Genomic DNA, 14,781 nt, shown 5'->3' on the forward strand with positions numbered 1-14,781 from the left:
GAGGGGAGCCCCACCCGGCCGCACTGTGTCCGCGGGCCGGCGATCAGACGTTCTGGCCGTTCCCGCCGCCCGAGGAGACCTTGATCCCCTTCACTATCTCGTCGATGACCGACGTCTTCTGCCCGACGTCGATGCCGAAGCGCACCACCACGATCTGCTTGGCGTCGTCGGGCGAGGGGAAGGCGACCGACTCCACATAGCCGTCCGCGCCCTTGCTGGTGACCGCCTTCCAGCGCACCATGTAGCCCTTCTGCCCGGCGACCGTCACCGCCCCGGAACCCAGCACCTGGTGCGAGGTGATGCTGCCGTAGGTGGTGCCGCCGTAGGACTCCTTCGCGTTGGCCGCGATGTCCGCCTTGGCGACCTGCTCGGCCGTGTCGCCGTCGGTGCCCAGCGCCTCGGCCGGAGCGCTGTAGGCGCCGCCCGAGGTGCAGGTCTGGGCGGCATTGCCGGGGCACTTGTAGGAGTCGTCGGAGGTCACCTGTGCGCCGACGCTGATCGTCTGCCCCGTCCAGCCCTTCGGCACGGGCAGGCTGATGCCGTTGACCCCGTCCGGCACCGTGCCGCCGCCCGCGACCTTGGGTGCCTCGGACTGGTTCGGCGACGGCGAGGCCCCGCCGGACCCGCCGAAGCCGCCCGAGCCGCCGAAGCCGCCCGAGCCGCCGGAGCCGTCCTGGCCGCCGAAGCTTCCGCCCGGTCCGCCGTTCTGCCCGCCGGAGGCTCCCTGCTGCGACCCGGCGCGGTCGGCGCTGCCGCCGCCGGGATCCTTGGTGAGGGCCCACACACCGACGCCGACGCATGCCAGGACCGCGGCCGCCGCCGTCACGGCCACGCCCGTGCGCACACCGCGCCGCCCGGGCTGCGGGGCGGGATAGCCCGGATACGCCGGATACCCGGCCTGAGCGCCGTACGCGGGGGGCGCCGCGGGCGCCGGCGGCTGCACCGGCTGCGGGCCGCCGGCCGCCGACGGCTGCGTCGGGGGAACCCAGGCGGCGGCCGTCCCGGCGGGGCGGGTCTGGTCCGTCCAGGCCTTGCCGTCCCACCAGCGCTCGGTGGGCGGACCGTCGTTCGTCTGCCCGGGGTCGGGGTACCACCCGGGGGGAGTCACCTGCGTCATGCCCCCACCGTATGAGGCGACAGTGAAAGTGTGATGAGAGGATCCGGCGCCAAAGCGCTGTACCGGACATTTCGCCAGCGGGATTTTTCCCACTGGGTCGATACGGCTCCCCGCCACCGCTCCCTTACGACTCCCGGCCCGCCCTCTTACGACTCCTGGTCCGCGCCGCCACCCCCAACCGCACCGACCCGCGCACCACCACCGAAGTCACCCGGAACCCGCCCGGGCCCGGGGCCGGCGACCCGGCGTGCCGCCGGAGACCCCGGACTCGTCCCGCTCGACGAGACGGACCACCGGCCCCGCCGCCACCCCGCGCCCCGTCGGCACGCGGGAGGCGGGTGGCGGTAAACGGCTGCGCCGCGGCCTTGGTTGACGCTTCGTCCGCCGCTGACCGGCTGCTCGGGACGGGGGTGCGTCGCCTCACCGCACCCACTTTCACCCGGCGGGGCAACAGCTGCCCCGACCGGCCACCGGACGTCCCACCGGACGGCTACGCTCGTGGTCTGTACGTCATTCGGGCGACCTGGGGAGGTAACGGGATGACGGAGGGACGGCCGCCGGCGGTCGGCTCGGCTTCCCTGTGGGAGCGGGACGCGGAGATCGCCGCCGTCGCACGGGCGCTCGACCTCCTGTGCGCCGACCAGTCGTCCACGGGCAGTCTGCTGGTCTTCCGCGGTGAGGCCGGAATCGGCAAGACCGCGCTGCTGGCCGAGATGCGCCGCATGGCGGAACGCCGCGGCTGCACCGTGTGGTCCGCGCGCGGTGCCGAGACCCTGAAGTCCGTCCCGTTCAACGTGGTACGGCAGTTGCTCCAGCCCGGACTGATGTCCTTACTGCCCGAGGAGGCCCGCGAGTATCTCGGTGACTGGTACGACATCGCCGGCCCCGCCCTCGGTATAGCCACTCCGCAGGAGGGCAGCGCAGACCCGCAGTACGTGTGCGACGGACTCGTCGCGGCGGTGCGCCGGCTCGCCCGCCGCGAGTGGCCGCTCGTGCTGCTGATCGACGACGCGCACTGGGCCGACCAGGAGACCCTGCGCTGGCTCGCCGCCTTCGCCGAACGCCTCGACGACCTCTCCGTCCTCGTCGTGGTCGCCCGCCGGCCCGGCGAGGTCGGCGGCGACAGCGCCCGCCACCTCGACGCGGTGGCCGCCGCCGCGGGGCGCCCCGTCGACAACCTCCGGGCCCTCACCCCCGACGCGGCCGCCGGACTCACCCGCGCCACGCTCGGCCGGCACGCCGACGCCGCCTTCTGCCGCGAGGTCTGGGCCGTCACCGCGGGCAACCCCTACGAGACCACCGAACTCCTCGCGAAGGTGCAGGACAGCGAACTGCAGCCGGTGGAGGCCCGGGCCGGCGAACTGCGCGCACTCAACCGCGCCGCCCGCGGCGGCGGACTGGTCGACCGGCTCAAGGGGCTCGGCCTGGAGGCCACCCAGTTCGCCTGGGCGGCCGCCATCCTCGGCACCGCCATCACCGTCGACATGGTCGCCCGGCTCGCCACCATGGACGAGGCCGTCGCCCGGCACTGCGCCGACCTGCTGTGCGCCGCTCGCATCCTCACCGAACCCGACCCCGCGGCCGGCACCGAACGCGAGGAGGGCGAGCTGGAGTTCGTCCACCCGCTCATCGCCACCGCCGTCTACAACTCCATCCCGCCGGGCGTGTGCACCGCCATGCACGGCGTCGCCGCCCAGCTCATCACCGAACTCGGACGCGGCGCCGCCCAGGCTGCCCGTCACCTGCTGAAGGTGCACCCGGACGGCGACGAGGAACTCGTCGAGCAGCTGCGCGAGGCCGCCCGCGAACACCTCGCCGTCGGCGCCCCCGACGCGGCCCGTACCTGCCTCGAACGCGCCCTGCAGGAGCCGCCGCTCCCCGAGGTCCATGCCCACGTCCTGTTCGAACTGGGCTGCGCCACCCTGCTCACGGCACCCGCCGTCACCGTCGACCACCTCCGGTTCGCCCTCGGCATCCCCGGGCTCGACGGCGAGCGGCGGGTCGACGCGGTGGTCCGGCTCTCCCAGGCGCTGCTCCACAACGACCAGCTGGAGGAGGCCGTCCGCACGGTCGAGGCCGAGGCCGCCCGGCACGAACCCGGACCCGTCCGGATGCGGCTGCAGGCCGTGCAGTTCATGTGGGAGGGCATCCACGGCGAGAGCGTCTCCCCGGCCCGCTCCCGGCGCCTGGCCGAACTCGCGGGCATCTGCACGGGCCGCGACAACGCCGAACGCGCCCTGCTCATCCTGCGCGGCTTCGACGCCATGACCCACGGCGAGAGCGCCGACGAGGTCCTGGAACTGTGCGACCGCGCCCTCGTCAACGGCCGCCTGGCACCCGGCCTCGGCTGGACCGACCAGGAGTGGGGCATCGAGCTGCTGATGATGCTCGGCAGCGCGTACGCCTACGCCGACCGGCTCGACCGCGCCGAGAGCCTCTTCGCCGAGGCCCTGCGCGCCTACACCACCGCCGGCTGGCGCGGCGGCCACCTCTCACTCGCCAACGCCTTCCTCGGGCTCGCCTACCGCAGGCAGGGCCGGCTGCGCGACGCCGAGTCCACCCTGCGCGAGGCCCTCGTCCTCGCCGAGCGCGTGGGCCGCCGGCTGCCGCTGTACTGGTCGGCTACCTGCGGCCTGGTCGACACCCTGCTGGCCCGCGGCCGCGTCGACGAGGCCTGGTCGATCGCCGAGCAGTACGGCTTCGCGCCGCCCTACCCCTCCACCATCGTCCTGCCCGACATCCGCTGCGTACGCGGCCGGCTGCTGCTCGCCGTCGGCCGCACCGAGGAGGGCGTCAACGAACTGGAGGCCGCCGAGAAGACGGCCGCCTCGCGCGGCGGCCACAACCCGGTCCTCTCGCCCTGGTCCATCGACCTCGCCAAGGCCCTCGCCGACCAGGACCCGGCCCGTGCCGCACAGCTCGCCGCCGACGCCCGCCGGCAGGCCGAACGCTTCGGCACGGACACCGCCATCGGCGAGGCCCTGCGCTGCGCCGCAGCCCTGGAGTCCGGCGGCCGCGCGGTCCAGCTCGCCGCCCAGGCCGTCACCTATCTGGAGGCCTCGCCCTGCCAGTACGAACACGCGGCGGCCCGCGTCGAGTACGGCATCGCGGCCCGCTCCGTCGCGGAACTGAACCGGGGCCTGGACCTCGCCCGGGCCTGCGGCGCGGAGGGGCTCGTGGCCCAGGCGAGGGAGGTGCTGGAGACGGGGCGGGGGTTGCGCTAGCGCCCCACGGGGGGCCTCATCCCGGAGGACCTCACATCGTCAGAAGCTGTTCGGTGACCGCCGCCAGCCGCCTGCGCGCCTCCGGGTCGTACGCCTCCTCGTGCGCCCGGGCCGGCCGGGTGCCGTCGTAGTAGCCCCCGCTGCCCAGCTCCTGTGTGGCCAGCGCCAGGACACCCGTTGCGCCGTCGGCGACCGAGGTCCACGGGGTGATGCCGCTGTCGCGGACCATCGCCGTGTCCATGAAGGTGGCGGGGTGCAGGACGTTCACCGACACTCCGCTGTCGGCGAGTTCCTCGGCGAGCGTGAAGGTGTACGCGGCGAGGGCGAACTTGCTGCGGCAGTACGCCGACATGCCGCTGTAGCCGCGGGTGAGTTCGGGGTCGGCGAAGTCGAGGGGTTCCTGGCCGGCCGAGCCGACGTTCACGATCCGGGCCGGCGCGTTGCTGCGCAGGACCGGCAGCAGGGACCGGGTCAGGACGACGGGCGCGAGATGGTTCACGGCGAGCCGCAGCTCGTGCCCGTCGGCGCTCAGCTCCCGCCCGGAACCGGGCGTACCGCCGCCCACTCCCGCGTTGTTGATCAGCACGTCGAGGCCTGGATGTGCCTCGGCGACCCGGGCGCCCAGCTCGCGCACCTCGGCGAGCCGGGCCAGGTCGGCGACGAACCCCTCGGCCCGGCCCTCGGTCCGCAGCTCCGCGACCAGCCGCTCGGTGCGCGCCCGGTCGCGGCCGTGGGCGAGGACGACATGGCCGGAGCGGACCAGCTCGAAGGCGACGTACCGGCCGAGCCCGGAGGTGGCGCCGGTGATCAGAATCGTGGACATGTTTCCACCCTAGGCACGGCCCGGCGCCGGGAGAGGGGTGCTGCTGACGCTACGACCAGCAGGGTCACCCTCGGCCCTGGACTTCCCCGTCCTCCTCGGCAAGGACCCGCTGGGCCGTCGCGAAGGCCGAATTGGCGGCCGGCACCCCGCAGTACACGGCGGTCTGCAGCAGCACCGCGCCGATCTCCTCCGGCGTCAGCCCGCCCCGTCGCGCCGCCCGGACGTGCATCGCCAGCTCGTCGTAGTGGCCGCGGGCGACCAGCGCGGTCAGCGTGATCAGGCTGCGCTCGCGGCGGGACAGGGTCGGGTCGGTCCAGATCTCCCCCCAGGCGTAGCGGGAGATGAAATCCTGGAAGCGGGCGGTGAACGGGGTCTGCCGGGTCTGGGCCCGGTCCACGTGTGCGTCGCCCAGCACCTCCCGGCGCACCGCCATCCCGCTCGCCGGCGGTCCGTCGAGCTGGGTGCGCAGCGCCGTCAGCACGGGCCGCGGGCATTCGGCGGGCGCCAGGTGGGAGGCGCCGGGCAGTTCCACCAGCGTCGAGCCGGGCACGGCGTCGGCGATCTCCCGCAGATGCGCGGGCGGCGTCGCCGGATCCTGCCGGCCCGCCACGAGAAGCGTCGGCACGGCGATGTCGCCGAGCCGGTCGCGCAGGTCGAACGCGGCGAGCGCGTCGCAGCAGGCGGCGTACGCCCCCGGGTCGGCCTCCCGGTGGTCCCGGACCAGCCCGGGCACGCTGAACCCGGGGGTGAACCAGCGTGCGTCGGCGCTCTCCACCAGCCACTCCATGCCCTCGCGGCGCACGCGGTCCGCCCGCTCCCGCCAGGCCGTGCCGCCGCCGAAATGGGCTGAGGAGCACAGGACCGCCAGGGAGGTCAGACGGTCGGGGTGGTGCACGGCCAGATGGAGGCCGACGGCACCGCCGAGGGAGACGCCCGCGTAGGCGAACCGGTCGATGCCGAGCGCGTCGGCGAGGGCCAGCACCAGCGCGGCGAGGTCGCCGACCGTCGCGCCCGGTGCGATGAGGTCCGGTGCCGAGCCGCCGTGGCCCGGCAGGTCCCAGCGCACCACGCGGTGGGCGGCCGACAGTTCGGGGGCGACCGCGTCCCACAGGGCGTAGGAGGTGCCGAGCGACGGGCCCAGCAGCAGCGGGGGAGCGGAAGCGGAACCTTCTTCCAGGTGGTTCAGGAGTTGTGCGTTCAACGTCGCTCCAGGGCGCGGTCGGTGAGGAAACCGGCGAAACCGGTGTAGTGAGCGGGGTCGGTGAGGTCGGCCAGGTCCAGGTCCTTCAACTCCGGTTCCTCTGCCAGGAGTTCGCCCAACGGGCGGTCCTCGGCGTGGCTGCGGAGGGCGAGGTCGGTGAGCAGCTCCCTGGCCCGGGCGCGGCCGAGGCGGGGTGCCAGGGCGGCGGACAGCCGCTCGGAGACGATCAGCCCCCGGGTGAGGTCCAGGTCGCGGCGCATGGCCTCGGCGTGCACGCGCAGGCCCTCGGCGAGTTCGGCCGCGTCCCGGGCCGCGCCGCCGGTCAGCCGGAGCAGGTCGCGCAGCGGCTCCCACTCGGCGTGCCAGGCGCCGGCCGGCCGTTCGTCCCCGGCGGCGACGCAGCCGTACAGCGTGGCCGCGAGCTGCGGGGCGCGGCGGGCGGCGGCGGAAAGGAGCGTGGAGCGCACCGGGTTGGCCTTGTGCGGCATGGCGGACGAGGCGCCACCGCTGCCCTCGGTCACCTCGCCGATCTCGGTGCGCGACAGCGTCAGCACGTCCTCCCCGATCCTGCCCAGGGCGCCGGCCGTGAAGGCCAGACAGCCGGCCAGGTCGGCGACGGGGGTGCGCAGGGTGTGCCAGGGCAATGCCGGTGCCACGAGGCCGACTTCACGGGCGTACGCCGCGGTCAGCTCGGCCGCGTCCCGGGTGCCGTACGCCTCGAAGGCGGCCAGCGTCCCGGCGGCGCCACCGAGTTGGGCGGGCAGTGCCTCGCGTACCCGGGTGACGCGGTCCCGGGCGTCCAGCACCAGCGACCGCCAGCCGGCCGCCTTGAGACCGAACGTCGTCGGTACAGCGTGCTGGGTGAGCGTGCGGCCCGGCATCGGGGTGTCCCGGTGCGCGGCGGCCAGCCGGGCCAGCGCCCGCTCGGTGCGGTCGAGGCCGGCGAGTACCAGGTCCAGGGTGCGCGCGGCGACCAGCATGGCGGCGGTGTCCAGGATGTCCTGACTGGTCGCGCCCCGGTGCACGTACGGGCCGTACGGCTCGCCCACCGCCGCGGTGAGGTCGGCGACGAGCGGGATGACCGGGTTGCCGCCCGCGCGGCCGCGTTCGGCGAGGGAGCGTACGTCGAAGCGGGTGGGGTCGGCCGCCTCGGTCACCGCCTCGGCCGCCTCGGCCGGCGCGAGGCCCAGCGCGGCCTGGGCGCGGGTCAGGGCGGCCTCGGCGTCCAGCAGGGCCCGCAGATACGCGTGGTCTCCGGTCGCGTGAGCGGCCGCAGAGGCGGCCCACCCCGGGGCGAGCAGGCCGGTGTCGCTGTCGTTGCCGCTGTGCTCAGGTGTCACTGGTACTCCAGGAAGACCGTCTCGCCTTCGCCCTGAAGGCGGATGTCGAAACGGTAGGTGCCCGAGCCCTCGTCACCGGCGATCAGCGTGTCGCGCCGGTCGCCCACCCGGGTGAGCAGCGGGTCGGCGGCGAGCGCGGCCTCGTCGCCCGGAAGGTAGATCCGGGTGAACAGATGCGCGAGCAGGCCGCGCGCGAAGACACAGACGCTCAGGTAAGGGGCGTGCCGCCCGCGCGCGCCGGGGCGGAGCGTACGGGCGTACCAGTGGCCGTCGGCGTCGGTCTGGATGCGGCCCCAGCCGGTGAACTCCACGCCGTTGCGGCCCAGGTAGCCGCCGGTGGCCGGATCGCGCCGGATGGATCCGTCCACCTGCGGGACCGTGCCGTCGGGGCGGGGACCCCACAGCTCGACGAGGGCGTCCGGCAGCGGCCTGCCCTCTCCGTCGAGGACGTATCCGTGGACGGTGACCGTGTCCGGGTGGCCGAGCGGGGCGATCTCCTCGCCGCCGCGGAAGGGCAGGGCATAGCCGTAGAAGGGGCCGACCGTGTGGGACGGGGTGGGCAGCACCTGCTCCGGGTGGCTGGTGTCGATCTTCGTCATGGCGGTCAGCGTCCTTCCTCGATCCAGGTGGCGGCCGGGCCGTCCAGCACGATGTCCCAGTGGTAGCCGAGTGAGAGCTCCGGCACCGACAGGCCGTGGTCGTAGGTGGCGATCAGTCGCTGCCGGGCCGCGTCGTCCGTCACCGACTGCAGGATCGGGTCGTACGGGAAGAGCGGGTCGTTCGGGAAGTACATCTGCGTCACCAGCCGCTGGGTGAACGCCGTGCCGAACACCGAGAAGTGGATGTGGGCGGGGCGCCAGGCGCCCACGTGGTTGCGCCAGGGGTAGGGGCCGGGCTGGATGGTGGTGAAGTGGTAGCGCCCCTCGGCGTCGGTGAGGGTGCGCCCGAAGCCGGTGAAGTTCGGGTCGAGCGGGGCGTCGTGCTGTTCGCGCTGATGGGCGTAGCGGCCGGCCGAGTTGGCCTGCCAGATCTCGATCAGCTGACCCCGCACCGGGTGCCCGGCGCGGTCCAGCAGCCGTCCGGAGACGGTGATCCGCTCACCGACCGGCTCGCCGCGGTGATGCCGGGTGAGGTCGTTGTCGATCCCGGTGATGTCACGCTCCCCGAAGGCGGGGGAGCGCAGCTCCACCAGTTCCGGGTCCTGGGCGGTGTCGATGGCGACCAGGGGCTGCTTGGGGTGGCGGAGCACGGAGGAGCGGTAGGGCGCGTAGTCGCGGCGCGGATGGTGCTCGACGGGAGCGCCGTCGGCGACGCGCTTGTCGTACGCGGCGTGCTGGGCGGCGATCTCGAGATCGATGTCCTGCTGGGTGAGAGCCATGGGGATACCTGACGCTTCCTTGGCGTTCGCTAGCGTTCCAGTACGAGGGCGAGGCCTTGGCCGACGCCGATGCAGAGGGTGGCCACGCCGGTGCCGGAGCCTCGGCGGGCGAGCTGGTGGGCGACCGTCCCGGCGAGCCGGGCCCCGGAGGCGCCCAGCGGGTGACCGAGCGCGACGGCGCCGCCCTGCGGGTTGAGGACGGCGGGGTCGAACTCGGGCCATTCGGCGAGGCAGCCGAGGACCTGGGCGGCGAACGCCTCGTTCAGCTCCAGCACCGACAGGTCGTCAAATCCCCTGCCTGCTTTGGCGAGTGCCCGGTTGACGGCCTCGACGGGGGCGAGTCCGAAGTACTGCGGGTCGGTCGCGGACACCCCGGTGGCCCGGATCCGGGCGAGGGGTTCGCGGCCGGTGGCCTTCAGGCCCTCCTCGTCGGTGAGGAGCAGGGCGGCGGCGCCGTCGTTGAGAGGCGAGGCGTTGCCCGCCGTGACCGTGCCGCCCTCGGTGCGGAACGACGGCTTCAGCCTGGCCGTCGCGGCCAGGGAGGCGTCCGGGCGTACGCACTCGTCGGCGGCGAAGGCGACCGGCTCGCCCGTGCGCCGCGGGACCGGCACGGGCACCGTCTCGGCGTCGAACAGGCCCTGTTCCCGCGCGGCGGCCGCTTTGCGGTGGGAGGCGAGGGCGAACTCGTCCTGCTGTTCGCGGGTGATCTTGTGCTTGTCCGCGATCAGCTCGGCCGACTCGCCGAGCGGGATGGTCCACTGCGGGTCCATCCTCGGGTTGACCATGCGCCAGCCGAGGGTGGTCGAGTACAGCTCGGCGTGTCCGACCGGGAAGGGCCGCTCGGACTTGGGCAGCACGTACGGCGCCCGGGTCATGGACTCCACGCCGCCGGCGAGGGCGATGCGGGCGTCGCCGACGGCGATGGCGCGGGCGGCCTGGACCACCGCTTCCAGGCCGGAGGCGCACAGCCGGTTGACGGTCACCCCGGGTACGGAGGTGGGCAGCCCGGCGAGCAGCGCGGCCATGCGGGCGACGTTGCGGTTCTCCTCGCCGGCGCCGTTGGCGTTGCCGAGGTAGACGTCCTCGATGCGGGCCGGGTCCAGGGCGGGAGTGCGGGCCAGGAGTTCGCGGATCGCGTGGGCGGCCAGATCGTCGGGGCGGACGGAGGCCAGCGCGCCGTTGTAGCGGCCGATGGGGGTACGGACGGCGTCGACGACGTAAACGGTGTTCACAGGACGTTCTCCCCGATCCTCATTTCCGCGTCGGTCCGGATGACGACGTCTTCGACGGACACGCCCGGCGCGGTCTCGACCAGGACGAGCCCGATGTCGGTGACGTCCAGCACGGCAAGGTCGGTGATGATCCGGTTCACACAGGCCTTGCCCGTGAGCGGCAGCGTGCACCGTTCCATGATCTTCGGTGAACCGTCCTTGGTGGTGTGGGTCATCACCACGATCACCTGCCGGGCCCCGTGCACCAGGTCCATCGCCCCGCCGATCCCGGTGACCAGCTTGCCCGGAACGGCCCAGTTGGCCAGGTCACCGTCGGCGGAGACCTGCATCGCGCCGAGCACGGCCACGTCGATGTGCCCGCCGCGGATCATCGCGAACGACAGAGCCGAGTCGAAGAAGGCCGCCCCCGGCAGGACGGTGACGGTCTCCTTGCCCGCGTTGATCAGATCCGGATCGACCTCGTCCTCGGCCGGGTACGGGCCGGTGCCCAGGATGCCGTTCTCCGACTCCAGGACCACCTCGACGCCCGGCGGCAGCTGGTTGGGGATCAAGGTCGGCAGCCCGATGCCGAGATTGACGTACTGGCCGTCGCGCAGCTCGCGCGCCGCGCGGGCGGCGATCTCCTCGCGTGTCCAGGCCATCAGCTGCTCACCGTCCGCTGCTCGATCTTCTTGTCGGCCGCCTGCTCCGGGGTCAGGGCGACCACCCGCTGCACGAAGACACCCGGCAGGTGCACGGCGTCCGGATCGATCTCGCCGGGCTCGACCAGCTCCTCCACCTCGGCGATCGTGACCTTCCCCGCCATCGCGGCGAGGGGGTTGAAGTTCCGGGCGGACCTGTTGAAGACCAGGTTCCCGTGCCGGTCGCCCTTGGCGGCCCTGACCAGCGCGAAGTCGGTGCGGATGGCGCGCTCCAGGACGTATTCCACGCCGTCGAAGTCCCGTACCTCCTTCGCGGGCGAGGCCAGCGCGACGCCGCCCTGGCCGTCGTACCGCCAGGGCAGGCCGCCCTCGGCGACCTGTGTGCCCACTCCGGCCGGGGTGTAGAAGGCGGGAATGCCGGCTCCGCCCGCGCGCAGCCGCTCGGCCAGCGTGCCCTGCGGGATCAGCTCCACCTCGAGCTCACCGGCCAGGTACTGGCGGGCGAACTCCTTGTTCGCCCCGATGTAGGAACCCGTCACCCGCGCGATCCGCCCCGCCGCCAGCAGCACGGCCAGCCCCGACTCCATCGCGCCGCAGTTGTTGGAGACGACCGACACGCCGCCGACGCCGCGCTCGTACAGCGCCTGGATCAGCACGTTCGGCACACCGCTCAGCCCGAATCCGCCCACCGCGAGGGACGCACCGTCCGGGACATCGGCCACCGCCTCCAGGGCCGTGGCGACCACCTTGTCCATCCGTGAAGCCTCATCTCTCCGTCAATAGTCAGCGCACTGAGTATTTCAACGAGATGTCCCACACGCTGCCACCGCAACGAATGTCCGTCAAGACGTGGACTCTTTGCGCTTCACATGGAAGACGGACGGACCGGTTGGCGAGTAGTGTTCAGTGCACCAACGAAATGATCAGGGGGTGCACATGGCCGCGGTGGACCTCACCACCCACCCCGGGCACCTGGCCCGGCGGCTCCAGCAGGCGCACTACCTGCTGTGGAACACCATGGTCTCCGAAGAGATCACCTCACCGCAGTTCGCCGTCATGAACGCGCTCATCGCCGAGCCGGGCCTCGATCAGCGGACCGTGGGGGAGCGGGTGGGCCTGGACCGCTCCACCATCGCCGAGGTCATCAGCCGGCTCGGCCGCCGGGGGCTGCTGACCAAGGTGCGCGACCCGGAGGACGGCCGGCGTTTCCTGCTCCGCCTGACCGACGACGGCCTGCGCACCCACCGCAAGCTGACGGTGCGCACCGCCCGGATGAACCAGGTCTTCCTCGCGCCGCTGTCCGCGGAGGAACAGACCGCGTTCTTCGACCTGATCCGCCGGGTCGCGGACGCGGCCGAGGACCTGCGCAACCCGGCCGAACCGCCGGCCGTACGGGGCTGACCCGGCCGGTACGGGAGCTCACGGCGCCGGCGCGAAGACGACCCAGACCTGACCGTCGGCGAAGTCCATCCGGCTGCCGTCCTGCGTGGTGAACGTCGTACCGTCCGTCGCGGCCGGCCGTGACCAGGAGGCGTCGAAGGTGCGGCCGTCGCGCAGCACCTCGGCCTTTCCCGAGCCGACCGTCTCGGTGTACGGGGTGGGGTTGCCGAGCACGTCGTGATAGCGGGAGCCGCGGATCTTCACGTACTGCACGACGACCGTCGCCGGTGCCGGCCGCCCGCCGTCCGTCGTCACCGTCGGGGTGCCGTCCATCGCGACCAGCCAGCCGTGCCGTTCGGCGGACCAGGTGAAGGTGAAGCGGGCGGCCGGGTAGCGGACGGTGCGCGCGTGTGTGGCAGTGCCGCCGGACGGGGCCGGGCCGTAGCTGAAGCCGGTGGTCAGCGCCGCCCTGCCGGGGGCGGACGGCAGCAGCTTGCCAGGGTGCAGATAGAGGTTGTGCGGGGCGGCCCTGCCGATGCCCCGGTAGTACGCGGCCGGGGCCCGGTCGGCGGACTCCGCGCGCAGCGGCGCCTTGTCGATCAGCGGCAGCAGCCTGTGCTGGGCGCCGGAGAAGGCGAGCGTCGGCCGGTGGAACTGCTGCAGCAGCTCCAGATCGGACTCGCGGGCACTGCGGACCGGTCCGACGGTCGCCGGGAGCCGGGTCGCGTACACCGCCATCAGGCGGCTGAGACCGCCCTCCACCTGCTCGGCGTACACCACATCGGCCGCGCCGAGGCCGGTCTGCGGGCGGGCCGCCGGCACGTTGTCGATCTTCACGGCGAGCGGGGAACCGGCCGCCGGGGCCGAGGACGTCGGCCGCGGTGGCGCCGTGGGGGTCGCGGTCTGCCGCGGGGCGCGGTCGTCGTCCCGGCCGCGTTGGGTGCAGCCGGCCGTGGGGACGGCCAGCGAGGCGGCCAGCACGACCGCCGTCAGTACCGCGCGTCGCGTGCGCGCTCCGTGTGTCCTACTCACCGTTGCCCACCGCGGCCACCCCGTTCGTTCGTCCGATTGTGCGCTCATCGGGTCATCGGCCGCCATACCCGAACGTTTACGGCCATGCGCGGGGGCCCCCAGGATCGGGGCCCGTCAACAGTGCGGGTGCGGGTGCGGGGTTCGGAGTGGGGGGGCACGGGTACCCGGGCGCCACCGCGAAACGCCCACGCGACCGAGGGAGCGGTATCCCATGAAGGCAGTCACCTGGCAGGGCAGGCGGGACGTCCGGGTCGAGGACGTGCCGGACCCGCGGATCGAGGAGCCCACCGACGCCGTCATTCGCATCACGTCCACCGGGCTGTGCGGCTCGGACCTGCATCTGTACGAGGTGCTCACCCCGTTCATGACACCGGGTGACATCCTCGGGCACGAACCGATGGGCATCGTCGAGGAGGTCGGCCCGGGAGTGCCGGACCTCAAGGCCGGGGACCGCGTCGTGGTGCCGTTCCAGATCGCCTGCGGGAACTGCTGGATGTGCCTGACCGGGCTGCCCACCCAGTGCGAGACCACGCAGATCACCGGCGAGGGCATGGGCGCTGCCCTGTTCGGCTACACCCGCCTGTACGGCGCCGTGCCCGGGGCCCAGGCCGAGTACCTGCGGGTGCCCCAGGCGCAGTTCGGGCCGATGAAGGTGCCGGAAGGCCCGCCGGACGACCGTTTCGTCTACCTCTCCGACGTGCTGCCCACCGCGTGGCAGGCCGTCGAGTACGCGGCCGTCCCGCCCGGTGGCACCCTCGCCGTGCTCGGCCTCGGCCCGATCGGCGACATGGCCTGCCGGATCGCCAAGGCGCGGGGCGCCGAGCGCGTGTTCGGCATCGACCTGGTGCCGGAACGGCTCGCGCGGGCCGACCGGGACGGCGTGGAGACCTACGATCTCAGGGCCTTCGACGACGAGAAGGCGCTGGTCAACGCCGTCCGCGACGAGACCGGCGGCCGGGGCCCGGACGCCGTGATCGACGCCGTCGGCACCGAGGCCCACGGCAGCGCCGCCGCCAAGCTCGCCCAGACGGCCACCGGCCTGCTGCCCCGCAAGCTCAGCGGGCCCCTCGCCGAGCGCTTCAGCATCGACCGGCTCGGCGCCCTCTACATGGCGATCGACCTGGTCCGGCGCGGCGGCACCATCTCGCTGAGCGGCGTGTACGGCGGCATGACCGACCCGATGCCGATGCTCACCCTGTTCGACAAGCAGATCCAGCTGCGCATGGGCCAGGCCAACGTCCGCCGCTGGAGCGACGAGATCATGCCGTATCTGACCGACGAGGACCCGCTCGGCGTCGACGGCTTCGCCACCCACCGGGTGCCGCTCACCGAGGCACCGCACGCCTACGAGATGTTCCAGCACAAGGAGGACGGCGCCATCAAGGTCCTCATGCAGCCGTAGGCCGCCCCGGC

13 protein-coding genes are annotated in these 14,781 nt (G+C 73.4%); 3 read left to right on the forward strand and 10 right to left on the reverse strand.

Annotated features, from left to right (window positions below; genetic code table 11):
• Positions 1-43: 43 nt before the first annotated feature.
• Complete coding sequence (locus tag AB0L59_RS32265; RefSeq protein WP_365590183.1) at positions 44-1,117, reverse strand: DUF2510 domain-containing protein; 1,074 nt, start codon at positions 1,115-1,117, stop codon at positions 44-46.
• 539 nt (positions 1,118-1,656) lie between these two features.
• Between AB0L59_RS32265 and AB0L59_RS32270 the strand changes: the two genes are divergently transcribed.
• A complete protein-coding gene (locus AB0L59_RS32270) occupies positions 1,657-4,341 on the forward strand; it encodes an AAA family ATPase (RefSeq protein WP_365590184.1) in 2,685 nt (894 codons plus the stop codon).
• A gap of 31 nt (positions 4,342-4,372) precedes the next feature.
• On the opposite strand, the gene AB0L59_RS32275 is transcribed toward AB0L59_RS32270, so the two are convergent.
• From AB0L59_RS32275 to AB0L59_RS32310, 8 genes are all read right to left on the reverse strand, one after another.
• Positions 4,373-5,164, reverse strand: coding sequence for an SDR family NAD(P)-dependent oxidoreductase (locus tag AB0L59_RS32275; RefSeq protein WP_365590185.1), 792 nt, complete (start codon positions 5,162-5,164; stop codon positions 4,373-4,375).
• Positions 5,165-5,228: 64 nt separating this feature from the next.
• Positions 5,229-6,365 carry a 3-oxoadipate enol-lactonase gene (pcaD, locus tag AB0L59_RS32280; protein ID WP_365590186.1) on the reverse strand — a complete coding sequence of 379 codons (1,137 nt, stop codon included), beginning with the start codon at positions 6,363-6,365 and terminating at the stop codon, positions 5,229-5,231.
• Complete coding sequence (gene pcaB / locus AB0L59_RS32285) at positions 6,362-7,705, reverse strand: 3-carboxy-cis,cis-muconate cycloisomerase (protein ID WP_365590187.1); 1,344 nt, start codon at positions 7,703-7,705, stop codon at positions 6,362-6,364. The genes pcaD and pcaB overlap by 4 nt, the downstream gene beginning before the upstream one ends.
• Positions 7,702-8,304, reverse strand: a complete 603-nt coding sequence (gene pcaG, locus AB0L59_RS32290) for a protocatechuate 3,4-dioxygenase subunit alpha (protein WP_365590188.1) — start codon at positions 8,302-8,304, stop codon at positions 7,702-7,704. Before pcaG ends, pcaB begins: the two co-directional genes overlap by 4 nt.
• Before the next feature lie 5 nt (positions 8,305-8,309).
• Entirely contained in the window at positions 8,310-9,083 is a 774-nt protein-coding gene (gene pcaH / locus AB0L59_RS32295) for a protocatechuate 3,4-dioxygenase subunit beta (RefSeq protein WP_365590189.1), read from the reverse strand.
• Positions 9,084-9,112: 29 nt separating this feature from the next.
• Positions 9,113-10,315 (reverse strand): thiolase family protein, encoded by a 1,203-nt coding sequence (locus AB0L59_RS32300; protein ID WP_365590190.1) that lies wholly within the window; start codon positions 10,313-10,315, stop codon positions 9,113-9,115.
• The gene (locus AB0L59_RS32305) at positions 10,312-10,956 is read right to left on the reverse strand and encodes a CoA transferase subunit B (RefSeq protein WP_365590191.1); all 645 of its coding nucleotides are present in this window, start codon (positions 10,954-10,956) and stop codon (positions 10,312-10,314) included. The genes AB0L59_RS32300 and AB0L59_RS32305 overlap by 4 nt, the downstream gene beginning before the upstream one ends.
• Positions 10,956-11,711 (reverse strand): CoA transferase subunit A, encoded by a 756-nt coding sequence (locus AB0L59_RS32310; RefSeq protein WP_365590192.1) that lies wholly within the window; start codon positions 11,709-11,711, stop codon positions 10,956-10,958. Before AB0L59_RS32310 ends, AB0L59_RS32305 begins: the two co-directional genes overlap by 1 nt.
• A 181-nt stretch (positions 11,712-11,892) precedes the next feature.
• Here AB0L59_RS32310 and AB0L59_RS32315 point away from each other — a divergent pair, with 181 nt between their 5' ends.
• Complete coding sequence (locus AB0L59_RS32315; RefSeq protein ID WP_365590193.1) at positions 11,893-12,357, forward strand: MarR family transcriptional regulator; 465 nt, start codon at positions 11,893-11,895, stop codon at positions 12,355-12,357.
• 18 nt (positions 12,358-12,375) lie between these two features.
• Here the strand turns inward: AB0L59_RS32315 and AB0L59_RS32320 are convergent, their stop codons facing one another.
• Positions 12,376-13,368, reverse strand: a complete 993-nt coding sequence (locus AB0L59_RS32320; RefSeq protein ID WP_365590194.1) for a DUF3048 domain-containing protein — start codon at positions 13,366-13,368, stop codon at positions 12,376-12,378.
• Between the two features lie 211 nt (positions 13,369-13,579).
• On the opposite strand from AB0L59_RS32320, the gene AB0L59_RS32325 reads away from it, so the two are divergent.
• Positions 13,580-14,770: a zinc-dependent alcohol dehydrogenase gene (locus AB0L59_RS32325; RefSeq protein ID WP_365590195.1), complete on the forward strand. Its 1,191-nt coding sequence runs from the start codon at positions 13,580-13,582 to the stop codon at positions 14,768-14,770.
• Positions 14,771-14,781 lie beyond the last annotated feature (11 nt).

The sequence above is a fragment of the Streptomyces sp. NPDC052109 genome, assembly GCF_040680195.1.
In the GTDB taxonomy this organism is placed as follows: domain Bacteria; phylum Actinomycetota; class Actinomycetes; order Streptomycetales; family Streptomycetaceae; genus Streptomyces.